The organism is Cupriavidus sp. 22TCCZM04-2 (assembly GCF_057798895.1).
Genome location: NZ_JBYOJS010000003.1, coordinates 298,922 through 313,613 on the forward strand (window position 1 = coordinate 298,922; position 14,692 = coordinate 313,613).

13 protein-coding genes are annotated in these 14,692 nt (G+C 67.3%); 9 read left to right on the forward strand and 4 right to left on the reverse strand.

The features are described from left to right. Positions 1-8: 8 nt before the first annotated feature. Positions 9-1,805 (reverse strand): glycoside hydrolase family 15 protein, encoded by a 1,797-nt coding sequence (locus AC3FKG_RS07295; RefSeq protein ID WP_488742755.1) that lies wholly within the window; start codon positions 1,803-1,805, stop codon positions 9-11. A 218-nt stretch (positions 1,806-2,023) separates the two neighbouring features. On the opposite strand from AC3FKG_RS07295, the gene AC3FKG_RS07300 reads away from it, so the two are divergent. The 8 genes from AC3FKG_RS07300 (at position 2,024) to AC3FKG_RS07335 (ending at position 10,748) form a co-directional block, all read left to right on the forward strand. Continuing rightward, a complete protein-coding gene (locus AC3FKG_RS07300; RefSeq protein WP_488742756.1) occupies positions 2,024-2,821 on the forward strand; it encodes an IclR family transcriptional regulator in 798 nt (265 codons plus the stop codon). Positions 2,822-3,077: 256 nt separating this feature from the next. After that, positions 3,078-4,712: an ABC transporter substrate-binding protein gene (locus tag AC3FKG_RS07305; RefSeq protein WP_488742757.1), complete on the forward strand. Its 1,635-nt coding sequence runs from the start codon at positions 3,078-3,080 to the stop codon at positions 4,710-4,712. Positions 4,713-4,745: 33 nt separating this feature from the next. Beyond that, entirely contained in the window at positions 4,746-5,717 is a 972-nt protein-coding gene (locus AC3FKG_RS07310; protein WP_488742758.1) for an ABC transporter permease, read from the forward strand. A 46-nt stretch (positions 5,718-5,763) separates the two neighbouring features. Then, complete coding sequence (locus AC3FKG_RS07315; RefSeq protein WP_483711089.1) at positions 5,764-6,717, forward strand: ABC transporter permease; 954 nt, start codon at positions 5,764-5,766, stop codon at positions 6,715-6,717. 10 nt (positions 6,718-6,727) lie between these two features. Further along, positions 6,728-7,690, forward strand: a complete 963-nt coding sequence (locus tag AC3FKG_RS07320) for an ABC transporter ATP-binding protein (protein ID WP_488742759.1) — start codon at positions 6,728-6,730, stop codon at positions 7,688-7,690. After that, on the forward strand, positions 7,687-8,676 hold the full coding sequence (locus AC3FKG_RS07325) for an ABC transporter ATP-binding protein (RefSeq protein ID WP_488742760.1): 990 nt from the start codon (positions 7,687-7,689) through the stop codon (positions 8,674-8,676). Before AC3FKG_RS07320 ends, AC3FKG_RS07325 begins: the two co-directional genes overlap by 4 nt. A 142-nt stretch (positions 8,677-8,818) precedes the next feature. Beyond that, positions 8,819-9,847, forward strand: a complete 1,029-nt coding sequence (locus AC3FKG_RS07330) for a porin (protein ID WP_483711092.1) — start codon at positions 8,819-8,821, stop codon at positions 9,845-9,847. 46 nt (positions 9,848-9,893) lie between these two features. Beyond that, positions 9,894-10,748, forward strand: coding sequence for an N-formylglutamate amidohydrolase (locus AC3FKG_RS07335; RefSeq protein WP_483711093.1), 855 nt, complete (start codon positions 9,894-9,896; stop codon positions 10,746-10,748). On the opposite strand, the gene AC3FKG_RS07340 is transcribed toward AC3FKG_RS07335, so the two are convergent. The 3 genes from AC3FKG_RS07340 to wrbA are packed head-to-tail and all read right to left on the reverse strand — an operon-like array spanning position 10,741 to position 13,194. Continuing rightward, on the reverse strand, positions 10,741-12,159 hold the full coding sequence (locus AC3FKG_RS07340; RefSeq protein WP_488742761.1) for an FAD-binding oxidoreductase: 1,419 nt from the start codon (positions 12,157-12,159) through the stop codon (positions 10,741-10,743). The genes AC3FKG_RS07335 and AC3FKG_RS07340 overlap by 8 nt on opposite strands. A gap of 19 nt (positions 12,160-12,178) precedes the next feature. Then, positions 12,179-12,595, reverse strand: coding sequence for a DUF2069 domain-containing protein (locus AC3FKG_RS07345; protein WP_488742762.1), 417 nt, complete (start codon positions 12,593-12,595; stop codon positions 12,179-12,181). After that, positions 12,592-13,194 (reverse strand): NAD(P)H:quinone oxidoreductase, encoded by a 603-nt coding sequence (wrbA, locus tag AC3FKG_RS07350; protein ID WP_483711096.1) that lies wholly within the window; start codon positions 13,192-13,194, stop codon positions 12,592-12,594. The genes AC3FKG_RS07345 and wrbA overlap by 4 nt, the downstream gene beginning before the upstream one ends. 160 nt (positions 13,195-13,354) lie before the next feature. Here wrbA and AC3FKG_RS07355 point away from each other — a divergent pair, with 160 nt between their 5' ends. Then, positions 13,355-14,689, forward strand: coding sequence for a YihY family inner membrane protein (locus tag AC3FKG_RS07355; protein ID WP_483711097.1), 1,335 nt, complete (start codon positions 13,355-13,357; stop codon positions 14,687-14,689). Positions 14,690-14,692 lie beyond the last annotated feature (3 nt).

Here is a 14,692-nt window from a genome sequence, read left to right on the forward strand (position 1 = left end):
GGCTGGCCTCATGCCCGCTTGATGCCCTTGTCGAGCAGCAAGGCCGTATTGACCAGGGCGATATGCGACAGCGCCTGCGGAAAATTTCCGGCCATGCGGCGCGTGGCCGGATCATATTCCTCGGACAGCAGGCCGACGTCATTGCGCAGCAGCAGAAGCCGCTCGAACAGTTCGCAAGCCTCATCGCGGCGCCCTGCCGCGGCATAGGCGTCCGCGAGCCAGAAGCTGCAGGCGAGGAAGGTCGGTTCGTCGCCGGGCAGGCCATCCTCCGTGCGGGATGGCAGGTATCGGCGCACCAGCCCGTGGACGAGCAATTCTTCTTCGACGGCCTTGATGGTGCCCAGCATGCGCGGGTCCTTGCCGTCGATGAAGCCGACGATCGGCAGCAGGAGCAGGCTGGCGTCGGTCGTGCTGCCGCCGTAGACCTGCGCGAAGCAGTGGCGCTTGCTGTTGAAGCCGTTGGCCAGCACGTCGTCACGGATAGCGTCGCGCACCTTGCGCCAGCGCGATGCGCAGGACGGCGATTCATGCATCTCCACGGTCTTGACGGCCCGATCCAGCGCCACCCAGGCCATGACCTTCGAAAAGGTGAACGGCTGCCGTCCGCCGCGTACTTCCCAGATGCCCTCGTCCGGATGCTGCCAGATGGCGGCCAGGTGGTTGACCAGCGACCGCTGCAATGCCCATGAGTCCGGGTCGCGCGGCAGGCCGCCAAGGCGCGCCTGGTACAGCGCATCCATGACTTCGCCGTAGACGTCGAGCTGGAGCTGGGTCGCGGCAAGGTTGCCCACGCGTACCGGCCTGGCGCCCTTGTATCCGGGCAGCCAGTCCAGCTCCCATTCCCACAGGCGCCGCTCTCCGCCGACGCCATACATGATCTGGGCCTGCTCGGGACTGCCGGCGACCGCGCGCGTGAGCCAGGCGCGCCAGGCCTGGGCTTCCTCGTAGTAGCCGGCGGCCATGAGCGCCAGCAGGGTGCGGGTCGCGTCGCGCAGCCAGCAGTAGCGGTAGTCCCAGTTGCGTACGCCGCCCGGTGCTTCGGGCAGGGATGTGGTCGGCGCGGCGACCAGCCCGCCGGTGGGCCAGTAGGTCAGGGCCTTGAGGGTCACCAGCGAACGCCTGACCGGCCCGCGCCAGTCGCCGCCGGCCTGGCAGCGGTCGGACCATTCGCGCCACCAGTGCTCCGTGCGTTCGAGTTCCTGCAGGGCATCGACCGGGGCCGGCGCGGCAAGGTGCGAAGGGCTGTAGGTCAGCACGAATGGCTTCATCTCGCCGGCCTCCACCGTGAACTCGCAAGTCGTGGCGAGATCCTTTCCGCGCAGCGGCTCAGGCGAGCGCACCACAGCCATGTCGGGGCCCGCCACGGCGCGGATGCCGTTGCCTTCTTCGAGCCGGGTGACCCATGGCACCGTCGCGCCGTAGTCGAAGCGCAGCGTCAGGTCCATCTTCATGTCGACCTTGCCGCTACGCCCGCAGACGATCCGGACAAGATCCGAACGTTCGCCGGTGTTCGGTGTGCCCTGGCGGATCGGCATGAAGTCGATCACGGACGCGACGCCGTCCGGATGGACAAAGACGGTTTCGAGCACCAGGCTGCCGGGCCGGTAGTGGCGCCGGCTCCTGCCGCCGTGACCGGCCGGCGCGATGCGCCAGCGTCCGTGATCGCGCGTGCCCAGCAGGGCGGCCAGGCAGGCGGCGGAGTCGAAGCGCGGCAGACACAGCCAGTCGATGCTGCCATCACGGCAGACGAGCGCAGCCGTTTCGCAGTCGCCGATCAGTGCGTAGTCCTCGATCAAGGCAGCCACGGCAGTCCTGAATCTTGTCGGTGCGAAGCATGGCCTGGCCAATGCGCTGGCCGGGCCGCATACCTTGTTGGAGGTTCGGGCGATGTCATGGTTCCGGCACCTTGCGATGGTGGCCCGAACCACGCCCGCAAACTGGCGAGATCATGCGCATTGCGTTACATTGCGCGCCCCAGAGTGCGGCGTCCCCGCCTTCGCGAGCAACGCCGCTACAATTCGCTATGAACTCCGTTTCCGAAACTGTGCAAGACACCAAGCCGACGACCTACATCGTCGATGCCGTAGACGAGGCTCTAGGCCTGCTGATGCTGGTCGCCGAGCACCCGTCGCTGGGCGTCACCGAGCTGGCGCGCCGCGCCGATCTGACCAAGGCGCGCGCGTTCCGGCTGCTGAGCACGCTGGAACACCGCGGCATGATCGCGCGCGAGGCGCCGGCGGCGGTCTACAAGCTGAGCTACAACGCCTTGCTGGTCGGCAATGCCGCGCGCGAGCAGCTCGACCTGATCAAGCTGGTGGCACCGAGCCTGGTCGCGCTGGGCGCTGCCTGCGGCGAAAACGTGATCGTGCGCGTGCGCGACGGGCTGGAATCGGTCTGCGTGGCGCGCCACGAGTCCTCGCAATCGGTGCGCGTGCATACCGAGGTCGGCAACCGGCGTCCGCTGCATGTGGGCGCATCGGGCAAGCTGCTGCTCGCTTTCGGCGGCGAGACGCTGGTCAACGCGGTGCTGGCCACGTCGCCGCAGCGTTTCACCGACAAGACCATCGTCGATCCACAAGCGCTGCGCGACGAACTGGCCAGCATCCGTGCCGCGGGCTATGCGATCTCGCTGGGCGAGCGCGAGGCCGATGCCGTGTCGGCGGCCGCGCCGTTGCGCGACCATACCGGCGCCACGGTGGCCTCGCTGAGCATTGCCAGCCCGGCCAGCCGTACCGCGCAGGAAGTGCTGGACCGCCACGTGGCCATGGTCGTCGAACAGGCGGCCGCGTTGTCGCGCGCGCTCGGCCACACGGGCGCCTGAGCCTGATACTCCGGCCGCCAGGCCACCTGGTTGCCGCGTCCGCGGCAACTTCTTTCCCCGCGTCCCCCCGAAATTTCCCTTCCGAGCCGGCAACGGATCGCCGCAGGCGTGCCGTCACGCCTTGTGGCCGACCTGCGCCGTGACAACGCGGACGTCGCTTCTTGTTCCTTCGCAATGCGGGATGGCGGGTAAACCCTGCTTACCCGTAACGCGGCTTTGTCTTATTCTTCGATACACAGTATCACTGAACGAAACAATGTTTCAGCCAACGAAAACGACGACCTTTGCAAGACGCCGCCGCCATCCGGCGGCCGCGCTCATTCTTGGCACCGTGCTGGCACTGGCCGGCACCGGCGCGGCGCGCGCGGCGGACCTGCGCATCGGCTACAAGGCTGAAATCAGCGCGGCCGACCCGCATGTGCTCGACGCCGCGGGGCGCAATCTCTGGGGACACGTCTACGAGACGCTGGTCGGCCTCGACAGTGACCTGCGCCCCGTGGCGCAACTCGCTACCGGCTGGCGCCAGGTCGACCCCCGCACGTGGGAATTCCAGTTGCGCGCCGGCGTGCGCTTCAGCGATGGCGAGCCGTTCACGGCAGAAGACGCCCGGTACTCGATCGAGCGCGCGCGCCACCTTGCCGGCGCACGGACCTTCCGCACCTACCTGAAATCGATTGCCGAGGTGCAGGTGACCGGGCCGCTGACTTTGCGCGTGGTGACGCGCACGCCGAACCCGGTGCTGCCGCAGAACGTGGGACTGGTGGCCATGCTGCCGCGCTCGCTCGGCGACAAGGTCAAGGAGGCGGACTTTGCCGCGGGCCGCGCGGCCATCGGTACCGGGCCGTACCGCTTCATCTCGTGGGAGCACGGCCAGCAACTGACCTTTGCACGCAACACGACATACTGGGGCGCACCGGAGCCGTGGGACCACGTGGTGTTCCAGTTCATCGCCAAGGAACCCGCGCGCGCGTCGGCGCTGCTGTCGGGGCTGGTGGACGTGATCGACGCCTCATCGGCGAACATCGCCGATGCCTTCGCCCGCACCGAAGGGCGCATCCGCACGGTATCGGCAACGTCGTACATGCTGAACTACCTGCAGCTCGACCAGGCGCGGCAGGTGTCGCCGTACGTGAGCGACAACGAAGGCCGCCCGCTGGCCATCAATCCGTTGCGCGACGTGAAAGTGCGCGAGGCCATCAGCGTGGCGATCGACCGCGACCTGATTGCCGGGCGCGTCACCAAGGGCGATTCCGTGCCCGCCGGCCAGCTTGTGCCGCCAGGCTTCTTCGGCTTTGCGCGTGCCGTGGCCCCGCCGCAGGGGGACGCGGCGCAGGCGCGCCGGCTGCTGGCGCAAGCCGGCTATCCGTCGGGCTTCCGCCTGACCTTGCATTGCCCCAATGACCGCTACCTGAACGATGCCAAGACCTGCGAGGCCATCGGCCAGATGCTGACCCGCGCGGGCATCCGGACCGAGGTGCGCACGCTGCCCTATTCGGTGTACATCACGCGCGCCACCTCGGGCGGGGAGGGCGGCAAGCCGGAGTTCAGCGCGTTCATGCTCGGCATCGGCGCGGTCAGCGGCGATTCGCTCGAACCGCTTGTGGCCGCCGCGCATTCGCAGGACAAGAAGGCTGGACTGGGCGCCAACAATCGCAGCGGCTATGCCAATCGCAAGATCGATGCCCTGGTCGACGAGGCCATGCGCACCATGGATCCGCCGGCGCGCGAACAAGTGCAGCGCCAGGCTGCCATAGCCCTGGCCGAAGACGTCGGCGTGGTGCCGCTGCACCACCTGCGCGCCACGTGGGCCTACCGCAACGGGCTGCGGGTGAAGCCGCGCAGCGACGGTTTTACCTACGCCACCAATATTCGACCGGCCGCACGCCCCTGACGCGCGTCGGCTATTCCCATTTCGGAAGCCTCCATGCTGGAAACCCTACTCAAACGGCTGCTGCAGAGCATTGTGGTGCTGTGGATCATGTCGGTCCTGACTTTCTGCGCCGTCAACCTGATCGGCGATCCGGTGCACCTGCTGGTGAGCCCGACCGCGACCGAGCAGGAGATTGCCGAAACGCGCCATTCGCTCGGACTGGACCAGCCGGTCCAGCAGCAATACCTGCATTTCATGCAGGGCGCGCTGCGCGGCGATCTCGGCGACTCCTTCATCTACAACCGGCCCGCGATCGAGCTGATCGTGAGCCGCGTGCCGGCGACGCTGGAACTGGCGATGACCGCGTTGCTCTTGTCGCTGGCGATTGGCATCCCGATGGGGATCTTCGCGGGGCTCAAGCCCAATAGCCGCCTGTCGCGGCTGCTGATGGCGTGTTCGCTCGGCGGCGTGATCATGCCGACGTTCTGGATCGGCATGATCGGCATCCTGGTGTTCTCTGTGAACCTGGGCTGGCTGCCCTCGGGCGGCCGCGGGCCGGTCAGCACGGTGCTGGGCATGCCGCTGTCCGTGACGAGCTGGGAGGGCATACGCTTCCTGCTGCTGCCGGCGCTGACGCTGTCGCTGTTCAAGATCTCGCTGGTGGCGCGCCTGACCGAGGCCGGCACGCGCGAGGTGGCCGGGCAGGAGTACATCAAGTTCGCGCGCGCCAAGGGCGTGGGCGGCGCGCGGCTGGTGCTGCGCCACGTGGTGCCCAATGTGCTGATTCCGATCGTGACCGTGGTGGGTCTTGAATTCGGCCACCTCATCGCGTTTTCGGTGGTGACGGAATCCGTGTTCTCGTGGCCCGGCATGGGCAAGCTCATCATCGACTCGGTGCTCGCGCTGGACCGCCCAGTCGTGGTGGCCTACCTGCTGGTCACGCTGGTGCTGTTCGTGGTGCTCAACCTGATCGTCGACCTGCTGTACGTGGTGCTCGATCCGCGCCTGCGACACAAGGCGGCCTGAACTTTTCCGTCTTTCATCCTGAACCTGACTTTCGCCAAGTTTCCCGATGTCCCTTCCCGTTACTGAACCGCGCGCGACGGCTGCACCGCTGGCATCAGCGCCCCCGGAGGGCACGGCGCCGCCGAGCCGGCCGCGACGTCCGTCCTTCCTCGCACGTTTCGCGCGCAATCGCGTGGCGGCGGCAGCGCTGGCGCTCTTGCTCGTGCTCATGCTGGTCGCCGTATTCGCGGGCGTGATCAGCCCGCAGGATCCCTACGACCTGGCCTCGGTGTCCGTGATCGATTCCGAACTGCCGCCCGGCGCGGTTGGCTATGAGGGCCAGATGCACTACTGGCTCGGCACCGATGGCGCCGGACGCGACCTCGTCAGCGCCATCTTCTACGGCATCCGCATCAGCGTCGCCGTCGGCGTGATCAGCGCCGTGGTGGCGTTGCTGGTCGGCGCCGCCATCGGGCTGGTCGCCGCCTACTGCGGCGGCGCGGTCGACGCGGTGATCATGCGCATCGTCGACCTGCAGCTGAGCTTGCCGGCGATCCTTGTCGCGCTGATCCTGCTCGCGGTGCTGGGGCAGGGCGTGGACAAGACGCTGATGGCGCTGGTGATCGTGCAGTGGGCCTACTTCGCGCGCACGGTGCGCGGGTCGGCGCAGGTGGAGCGGCGCAAGGACTATGTCGAGGCCGCGCTGGGCCAGGGCCTGCCCGCGTGGCGCGTGATGTTCCGGCACATCCTGCCCAACTGCATGGCGCCGCTGGTGGTCACCGCCACGCTGCAGATCGCGCACGCCATCACGCTGGAGGCCACCATGAGCTTCCTTGGCATCGGCCTGCCGCGCACGCAACCGTCGCTGGGCATGCTGATTGCCAATGGCTTCGAGTACATGCTGTCGAACAAATACTGGATCAGCGTCTTCCCGGGCGTGGCCCTGGTGCTGCTGATCGGCGCCATCAACCTGGTGGGCGACCGGCTGCGCCGCGTGCTCAACCCGCGCAACGAGGGCTGAGGAGAGAACCATGGCAATGCTGGAAGTAAATGGCCTGACGACGCGCTTCGCACTGGAGCACGGCGCGGTCACCGCCGTCGACAATGTTTCCTTCTCGCTCGATGCGGGCGAGATCCTCGGCATCGTGGGCGAGTCCGGATCGGGCAAGTCGGTGACGGCGTTCTCGCTGATGAACCTGCTCGACCCGCCGGGCCGCGTGACCGATGGGGAAGTCCGCTTCAAGGGACAGGACCTGCGCACGTGTACGCCGCGCCAGTGGCAGGCACTGCGTGGCGACCGCATCGCGATGGTGTTCCAGGACCCGATGATGTCGCTCAACCCCGTCATGCGGATTGGCGCGCAGCTGATCGAGACGGTGCGCGTGCATCATCGCTGCTCGCACACGGAAGCGCATGACCGCGCTGTCGATGCGCTGAAGAAGGTTGGCATTCCCGCGCCGCAGGAGCGCATGCAGGCCTATCCGCATGAACTGTCGGGCGGCATGCGCCAGCGCGTGGCCATTGCCAATGCGCTGGTCAACCAGCCCGACCTGATCATCGCCGACGAGCCCACCACCGCGCTCGATGTGACCATCCAGGCGCAGATCCTGTTCGAGATGAAGCAGCTCGTGCGCGAGACCGGCGCGGCCGTGATCTGGATCAGCCATGACCTGGCTGTGGTCAAGGACCTGGTCGACCGCGTCTGCGTGATGTACGCCGGCCGCGTGGTCGAGCAGGGGCCGGTGGCGGACGTCATCCGCCAGCCGATGCATCCCTATACGCGCGGGCTGCTCGATTCGCTGCCCGCGCATGACACGCGCGGGCGCACCTTGCGGGCGATCCCCGGTGCGGCGCCGGCGTTGTCGGCCTTGCCGCCGGGCTGCGCGTTCGCGCCGCGCTGCGCGCGAGCCAGCGACCGTTGCGCGCAGGCGCCACTTGAAGTTTCCGTGCGCGGCCGGTTGCTGCGTTGCATTCACCCACTGGAGGCGGCATGACTGTCCTGCTCGAAGCACGCCATCTGCAGAAGCAATTCGCCCCGAAGCCGGGCCTGCTTGATCGCATGGCCCGCAAACCGCGCACGCGTCAGGCGGTGCATGCCGTCAATGATGTTTCGCTGCAAGTCCGCAAAGGCGAAGTGCTGGGCGTGGTGGGCGAATCCGGCTGCGGCAAATCCACGCTGGGCCGCATGCTGGCTGGCCTGCTTGCCCCCAGTAGCGGCGACGTGCTGTGGGAAGGCGAACGTGCCGATACAGCCGCCGCGTCGTATCACCTTGCGGTGCAGATGGTGTTCCAGAACCCGTATGCGTCGCTCAATCCGCGCCTGCGCATCGGGCAGGCGATTACGGAAGGCGCGCTGCATCACGGTCTGATCGGGCGCGCGCAGGTTGCGGAGTTCGCGTGCGAGATGCTCGCGATGGTCGGTCTTGATGCCTCCTATGCCGAACGCTATCCGCACGAATTCTCCGGCGGCCAGCGCCAGCGCGTGGCCATCGCACGGGCCCTGGCGCTGCAGCCGCGCCTGGTGGTCTGCGACGAGGCGGTGTCCGCGCTGGACGTCTCGGTGCAGGCGCAGGTCATCAACCTGTTCATGGACCTGCGCCGGCAACAGGACCTGACCTACGTCTTCATCAGCCACAACCTTGCGGTGGTGGAGCATATGTCGGACCGCGTGGTCATCATGTACCTGGGCCGCGTGGTCGAGATGGGCGATGCGCGCGCGATCTTCGCCGAGCCCGGCCATCCCTACACGCGTGCGTTGCTGGCCGATGCGCCGCGGCTCGACGGCAGTTCCGCGAGCCACCAGCCGATCCAGGGCGAACTGCCGAGTCCGCTGGCGCCGCCATCCGGCTGCGCGTTCCATCCGCGCTGCCCGCATGCGAGCGCGCGTTGCGCGGCCGAGGTGCCGCTGTTGCGCGATATCGGTGGCGGCCGCCTGTCGGCGTGCCACCTCAATGAAACAGGCCAGATGACGGCGGCCTGATCGCGCGCCGCCAGGGGCGGCGCTTTACCACGGGATAGCCGCATGGCATCCGCTCCGGTCCACGGCGCGGAGGGCGGCGCTCGCACTTTTTTCGCGCGGGCGCATGGCGGCGGGTTGTTTCGCAGAGGAGAAGGAGAACAGCATGAAGTCATTTAGTCTTATCGGGCGAGCGTGTATCGGCGGCGCGCTGCTGGCGGCGTCGGCCGGCGCGCAGGCCACCTTGACGCTCTATGGCCGCCTCGACACGGACATCGAGTACCAGCGTGGTCCGCGCGGCAACGCCGGGCAAATGGTGGACAACGCCTCGCGCTGGGGCATGCGCGGCAACGAGGATCTCGGGGGTTCGCTGCGTGCGGATTTCGGCCTGGAGCAGGGCTTCCAGGCCGACAACGGCGTTGCCACCAATCCGCAGTTCCGCAATGCCTTTGTGGGTCTGAGCGGCGTCTTCGGTGCCTTTGCGCTGGGCCGGCTGGACTCGGCCACCCCGGTCGGCTCGCCGATCTACTCGCAGATCACGCAGAACGTGGATTTCGTCATCCACGATGCCGGCGCCACGGCCATCGGCACCAAGGTGCTGAACGCGCGCAACCGCGTGTCGAACGCGCTGGGCTACGTGACGCCGGACTTCGGCGGCTTCTCGCTGCGCGCCCGGGTCAACCTGGCCGGGCCGGACCCTGCCACGCCCAATGTCAATTCGCCGGTGAAGGCGGAGGATGACTTCCGGCAGTACGACACCGGACTGAACTATGCCTCGGGCAATTTCTCGGCAGGCCTCGGCTATTCGCGCGATGCCAAGTCGGGCGGACTGGTCGCGAACGACTTCCGCGACAAGGTCCAGGCCACCGCCGCCTATGACTTCAAGGTCGTCAACGTCTACGGCGTGTACGGGCGTGACCGCTACGTCGGCACGGCCAGTACCCGCACCGACGTGCGCTACTGGCTGACGGGGCTGACCGTCCCCTACGGACCGCACAGCCTGACCGTCAACTACATGGAGCGCGACGTCCAGAACAGCACCAGCGGCAAGCTGCGCAAGGCACAGGCCGGTTATGGCTACCGGCTCAGCAAGCGCACGCTGCCCTATGTCTTTTTCGACTACGAGGACGGCAACAGCCGCAAATCGGGCGATACCGTGATCACCTACGGCATCGGCATCCAGCACAAGTTCTGACCCGACGCGCACCGCGCCCCCAATTTCGTTTCCGCCCGCCTGTTCCATGTCCGATCCTTACACCCTCATCGAACCTGACGCCGTTGCCTTGCCTTTGGTGGTGGATTCTCCCCACAGTGGCCTCCATCACGACGAAATCCTGCCGATATCGGCCACGCCAGAAGAGTTGCTGAGCGGCTGGGACGCCTATGTCGACGAACTGTTCGGCCATGCGCCCCGGGTGGGCGGCACGCTGCTGCACGCGCGTTTTCCGCGCTGGCTGGTCGATGCCAACCGTGCGCGGGACGATTTGGATCCGGATCTGCTGGAAGGGCTGTTGCCGTATCCGCTGCGGCCGAGCGACAAGGCGCGGCGCGGCATGGGCGTGCTGCGGCGGCTGGCTTTGCCGGGCGTGCCGGTCTATGCGTGCAAGCTGCCGGCGAGTTTCGCCGAACAACTGCTGCAGCGGTACTACGATCCTTACCACGCTGCCATGGCGCGCCTGATCGACGCGCAGTACGCGCGCTTCGGCGCGGTCTGGCATATCGACTGCCATTCGATGAAGTCGCGCGGCAATGCGATGAATATCGACAACGGCAACATGCGGCCCGACTTTGTGGTCAGCAACCGCGATGGCGAGACCTGCTCGGCGGCGTTCATCGAGGTCGTGGCGGGCAGCCTGCGCCAACTGGGCTACACGGTGTCGGTCAACTGGCCTTACAAGGGTGCTGAACTCATCCGTGCCTACTCCGACCCGGCGCGCGGGCGGCACAGCCTGCAGGTCGAGGTGAACCGCGCGCTCTATCTGGACGAGGACCGCTTTGCGCGCAACGCGGGGTTTGCGGCGCTGCGCGGACACCTCGACCAGATGCTGGAAGCCGTGGCGGCGTATGTGCGCGCGGAGGTGGACGCGCTCAGATGACCTTGGCGGGGTTCATCAGGCCCTGCGGGTCCAGGGCCTGCTTGATCGCGCGCATCATGGCCAGTTCCACCTCGCTCTTGTAGAGTCGGTTCTCGTCGCGCTTGAGCTGGCCCAGGCCATGCTCGGCGGAGATCGAGCCGCCATGCGAATGCACGCTGTCATGGACGACGCGGTTGACGGCGTCCTGGTTGACCAGGAACGCGTCATGGTCCACGCCGGCCGGCGGCGACACGTTGTAGTGCAGGTTGCCGTCGCCGAGATGGCCGAACGTCACCATGCGCGCACCGGGGAACGACACCTGCAGCAGCGCGTCGGTGGTCTCGATGAAATCCGCCACGCGCGACACGGGCACCGCAATGTCGTGCTTGATGTTCTTGCCTTCCTCGACCTGTGCCAGCGGAATGTGCTCGCGCAGGTTCCAGAAATCGCGCGACTGCTGCACGGATTCCGCCACTGCGGCGTCGATGACGACGCCGGCGTCGAAGGCAACCTGCATCAGCTTTTCGAAGATGGCGCGCGCATGGTCTTCACCTTCACTGTCCGACAGTTCCATCAGCACGAGTTGCGGATACACCTCCGCAAACGGATAGCGCAGCTGCGGGAAATGCGTGGCGACGAGCTGCATGCTCAATGCCGACATCAGTTCGAAGCCGGTCAACATGGCCCCTGCATGCGACTGCGCGATGGCCAGCAGTGCGAGCGCCGCGCGCGGGCTTGCCACCGCCGCCAGCGCGGTGACGCTGGCGCGCGGCAGCGGGAACAGCTTCATGACCGCGGCCGTGATGATGCCGAGCGTGCCTTCCGCGCCGATGAACAGGTCGCGCAGGTCGTAGCCGGTGTTGTCCTTGCGCAGTCCGCGCAGGCCGTGCCAGATCTCCCCCTTGGGCGTCACCACTTCGAGCCCCAGGCATAGCTCGCGCGTATTGCCATAGCGCAGCACCGCAGTGCCGCCCGCATTCGTCGACAGGTTGCCGCCGATGGTGCAGCTGCCTTCGGCCGCCAGGCTTAGCGGAAACAGCCGGCCGTGTTCGTGCGCCACGTCCTGCAGGTGTTGCAGCACCACGCCGGCGTCGACGGTGATGGTGTTGTTGAGCGGGTCGACTTGCCGCACGCGGTTCAGCCGCTGCAGCGAAATCACCACGCAATCCGAAGTGGCCGGTGTTGCGCCGCCGCACAGGCCGGTATTGCCGCCCTGCGGCACCACGGCGATCTGGTGCGCATGGCAGGCATGGACGGCGGCCGCCACTTCCTCGGTATTGCCCGGGCGCAGCACGGCGATGGCCTCGCCGGTGTAGCGCTTGCGCCAGTCCGTCAGGTAGGGCGCCTTGTCGGCAGCGTCGGTCAGCACATGCTGGGGACCGAGTGCCGCGCGGCAGAGATCAAGGAAGGAGTCGTGGTGCGAAGCGGGCATGTCGGGTCCTGGAGTGCGGCTACTTGCCGGGTGAGGCGGTCTTCGCCGCCCTGGCGCGGCGCTTGTACGGGCGCAGATAAAGGATGGTGCTGAAGAAATACAGCAGGCTCAGGGCCACCTCGACCCAGGCCAGCGTCGAAGACGGCGCGCGGTCGCTGGTGGCCCGCACGATGCCTTCGGTGAAGAACAGCAGGATCAGCATCGACGACCACTGAAGGGTGTAGCGGTTGCGCGTCAGCACGCCGCGCAGCGGCAGCAGCAGCGGCAGGAACTTGATGATGAGCCATGACCCGCCGGGACGCAGCGGTGCCAGGAACCATTCCCACGCGATGCAAAGCAGCATCAGGGCGATCAGGCTGCCCACGCTCAGGCGGTATAGCGTGGTGTTGTGCAAGGCGCTGTCGCTGTTGTTGCTGTCGGCCGGCGCGGCGCTCATGCGCGGTCTCCCGCCAGGCGCAACGCGGCTTCTGCCAGCCGCTTGCCCATGGCGATGGCCAGGACGGCTTCTTCGTCGGTGACCGGGCCGCGGTTGTCGCCGTGCGCGTGGTGGCTCGGGCCGTAGGGCGTGCCGCCGGCCGTGGTCGTCATCAGCGCCTTCTCGGAATAGGGCAGGCCCATGATCAGCATGCCGTGGTGGAGCAGCGGCAGCATCATCGACAGCAGCGTCGTTTCCTGTCCGCCATGCAGGCTGCCGGTGGCGGTGAACACGCACGCCGGCTTGCCGGTAAGCGCGCCCGACAGCCACTGCGCTACCGTGCCGTCGAGGAAGTACTTCATCGGCGCGGCCATATTGCCGAAGCGCGTGGGGCTGCCCAGCGCCAGGCCGGCGCATTCCTCAAGGTCGCGCAGTTCGGCATAGGGCGGGCCGTCGGCCGGGATATCGGGCGCGGTGGCCTCGCATACCGTGGAGACCGGCGGCACCGTGCGCAGGCGCGCCTGGGCGCCGGGGACGCGGTCGATGCCGGTGGCAATCAGTTCGGCCAGCTTGCGGGTGCCGCCGTGGCGGCTGTAATACAGGACGAGGATGTCGGTCATGAGGCGAGATGGCGGCCCGTGCCGGCGATGGGCGGCATGAGGTCCGGAACAGTCGGGCCCGGCAATGGGGCCGGAACAATCCGCGTATTATAGTTGTGCCCCCGCCACCTCAGCGGCCCCCGACCGATCGCCACATCCCATCACAGGAGTCCCCCGCAGCATGTATGGAACCCGCCTTGCCCGCCTGCGCAGGGAATGGAATCTGCAGAAACTGCGCGCGCTCTCGCGCTATGCGTTGCGCCGCGCGGGAGAGGGCCGCCTGCCCCAGGTTGCCGCCAGCCTGACCTTCACCACCTTCCTGTCGGTCGTGCCGGTGCTGACGGTGGCATTCGCACTGCTGGCAGCGTTCCCGGTGTTCCGGGAGTTCCGCGCGGACATCGAGGCCTTCCTGTTCCAGAACCTGATTCCGGGCAACGTCAGCGAATCGATCTCGCGCTACCTCGGCCAGTTTTCCAAGAGCGCGCGCGGCCTGACGGCAATGGGCCTGGGCGGGCTGATGCTGACGTCGGTGCTGACCATGCTGACCGTGGAGGACGCCCTCAACGGGATCTGGCGCGTCAAGCAGCGCCGGCCGCTGGCGCAACGCGTGCTGGTGTTCTGGGCCGTGCTGACCTTCGGTCCGGTGCTGATCGGTGCCAGCCTGTCGATCAGTTCCTACCTGATCTCGGTCTCGGCGGGCTATGTCGGCAATATGCCGATTGGGCTCGGGCTGCTCGTGAGCGCGACGCCGGTCGCGCTGTCGGCCCTGGCGTTCGCGTTTCTCTATACCGCAGTGCCGAACGCGTATGTCGAATGGCGCGACGCGATTGCCGCGGGTCTTGTGGCGGCCATCGCATTCGAATTCGCCAAGCGCGGCTTCGGGTATTTCATCACGCATATCCCGACCTACACGGCGGTCTATGGGACCTTCGCGGCGCTGCCGATCTTCCTGCTGTGGATCTACCTGAGCTGGCTCGTGACGCTGCTGGGCGCCACCATCGCGGCCAACCTGCCGGTCGTGCGGCAAGGGCACTGGCGCCGGCGCACATTTGCAGGCAGCGAGTTCTTCGATGCATTGGGCGTGCTGCTGCTGCTGTACAAGGCGCGCGACGAGGTGCCGCGCAGCGTCGGGGAGCTGGACCTGGGGCGCAAGCTTCGTGTCGAAGCCGACTACCTTGCCGTGCTGCTAGGCAAGCTCAAGGCCATGCACCTGATCGGCAAGCTGCAGCAGGATCGCGGGCAGGCGCACTGGGCGCTGCTGTGCGACCCGTCGCAGGTGACGCTGCGCACGCTGTATGACCGGCTGGTGCTCAACCTGCCGCGCTTGCCGCGCACGGCGCTGGCGCAGCAACTGCAAGGAGCGGAATCGCTGAAATCGATCCTGATTAATCCTCAGCTCGATCAGCCGCTGGAGGTTGTGTTCAGGGAGCAGGGTGCTGCCGATCCCACGGCGGCAGAGACAGCTGAACCGTCGAGGCCGGCGCTGGAGATGGTGCCGCCCGGGCGGCATGGATAGGCC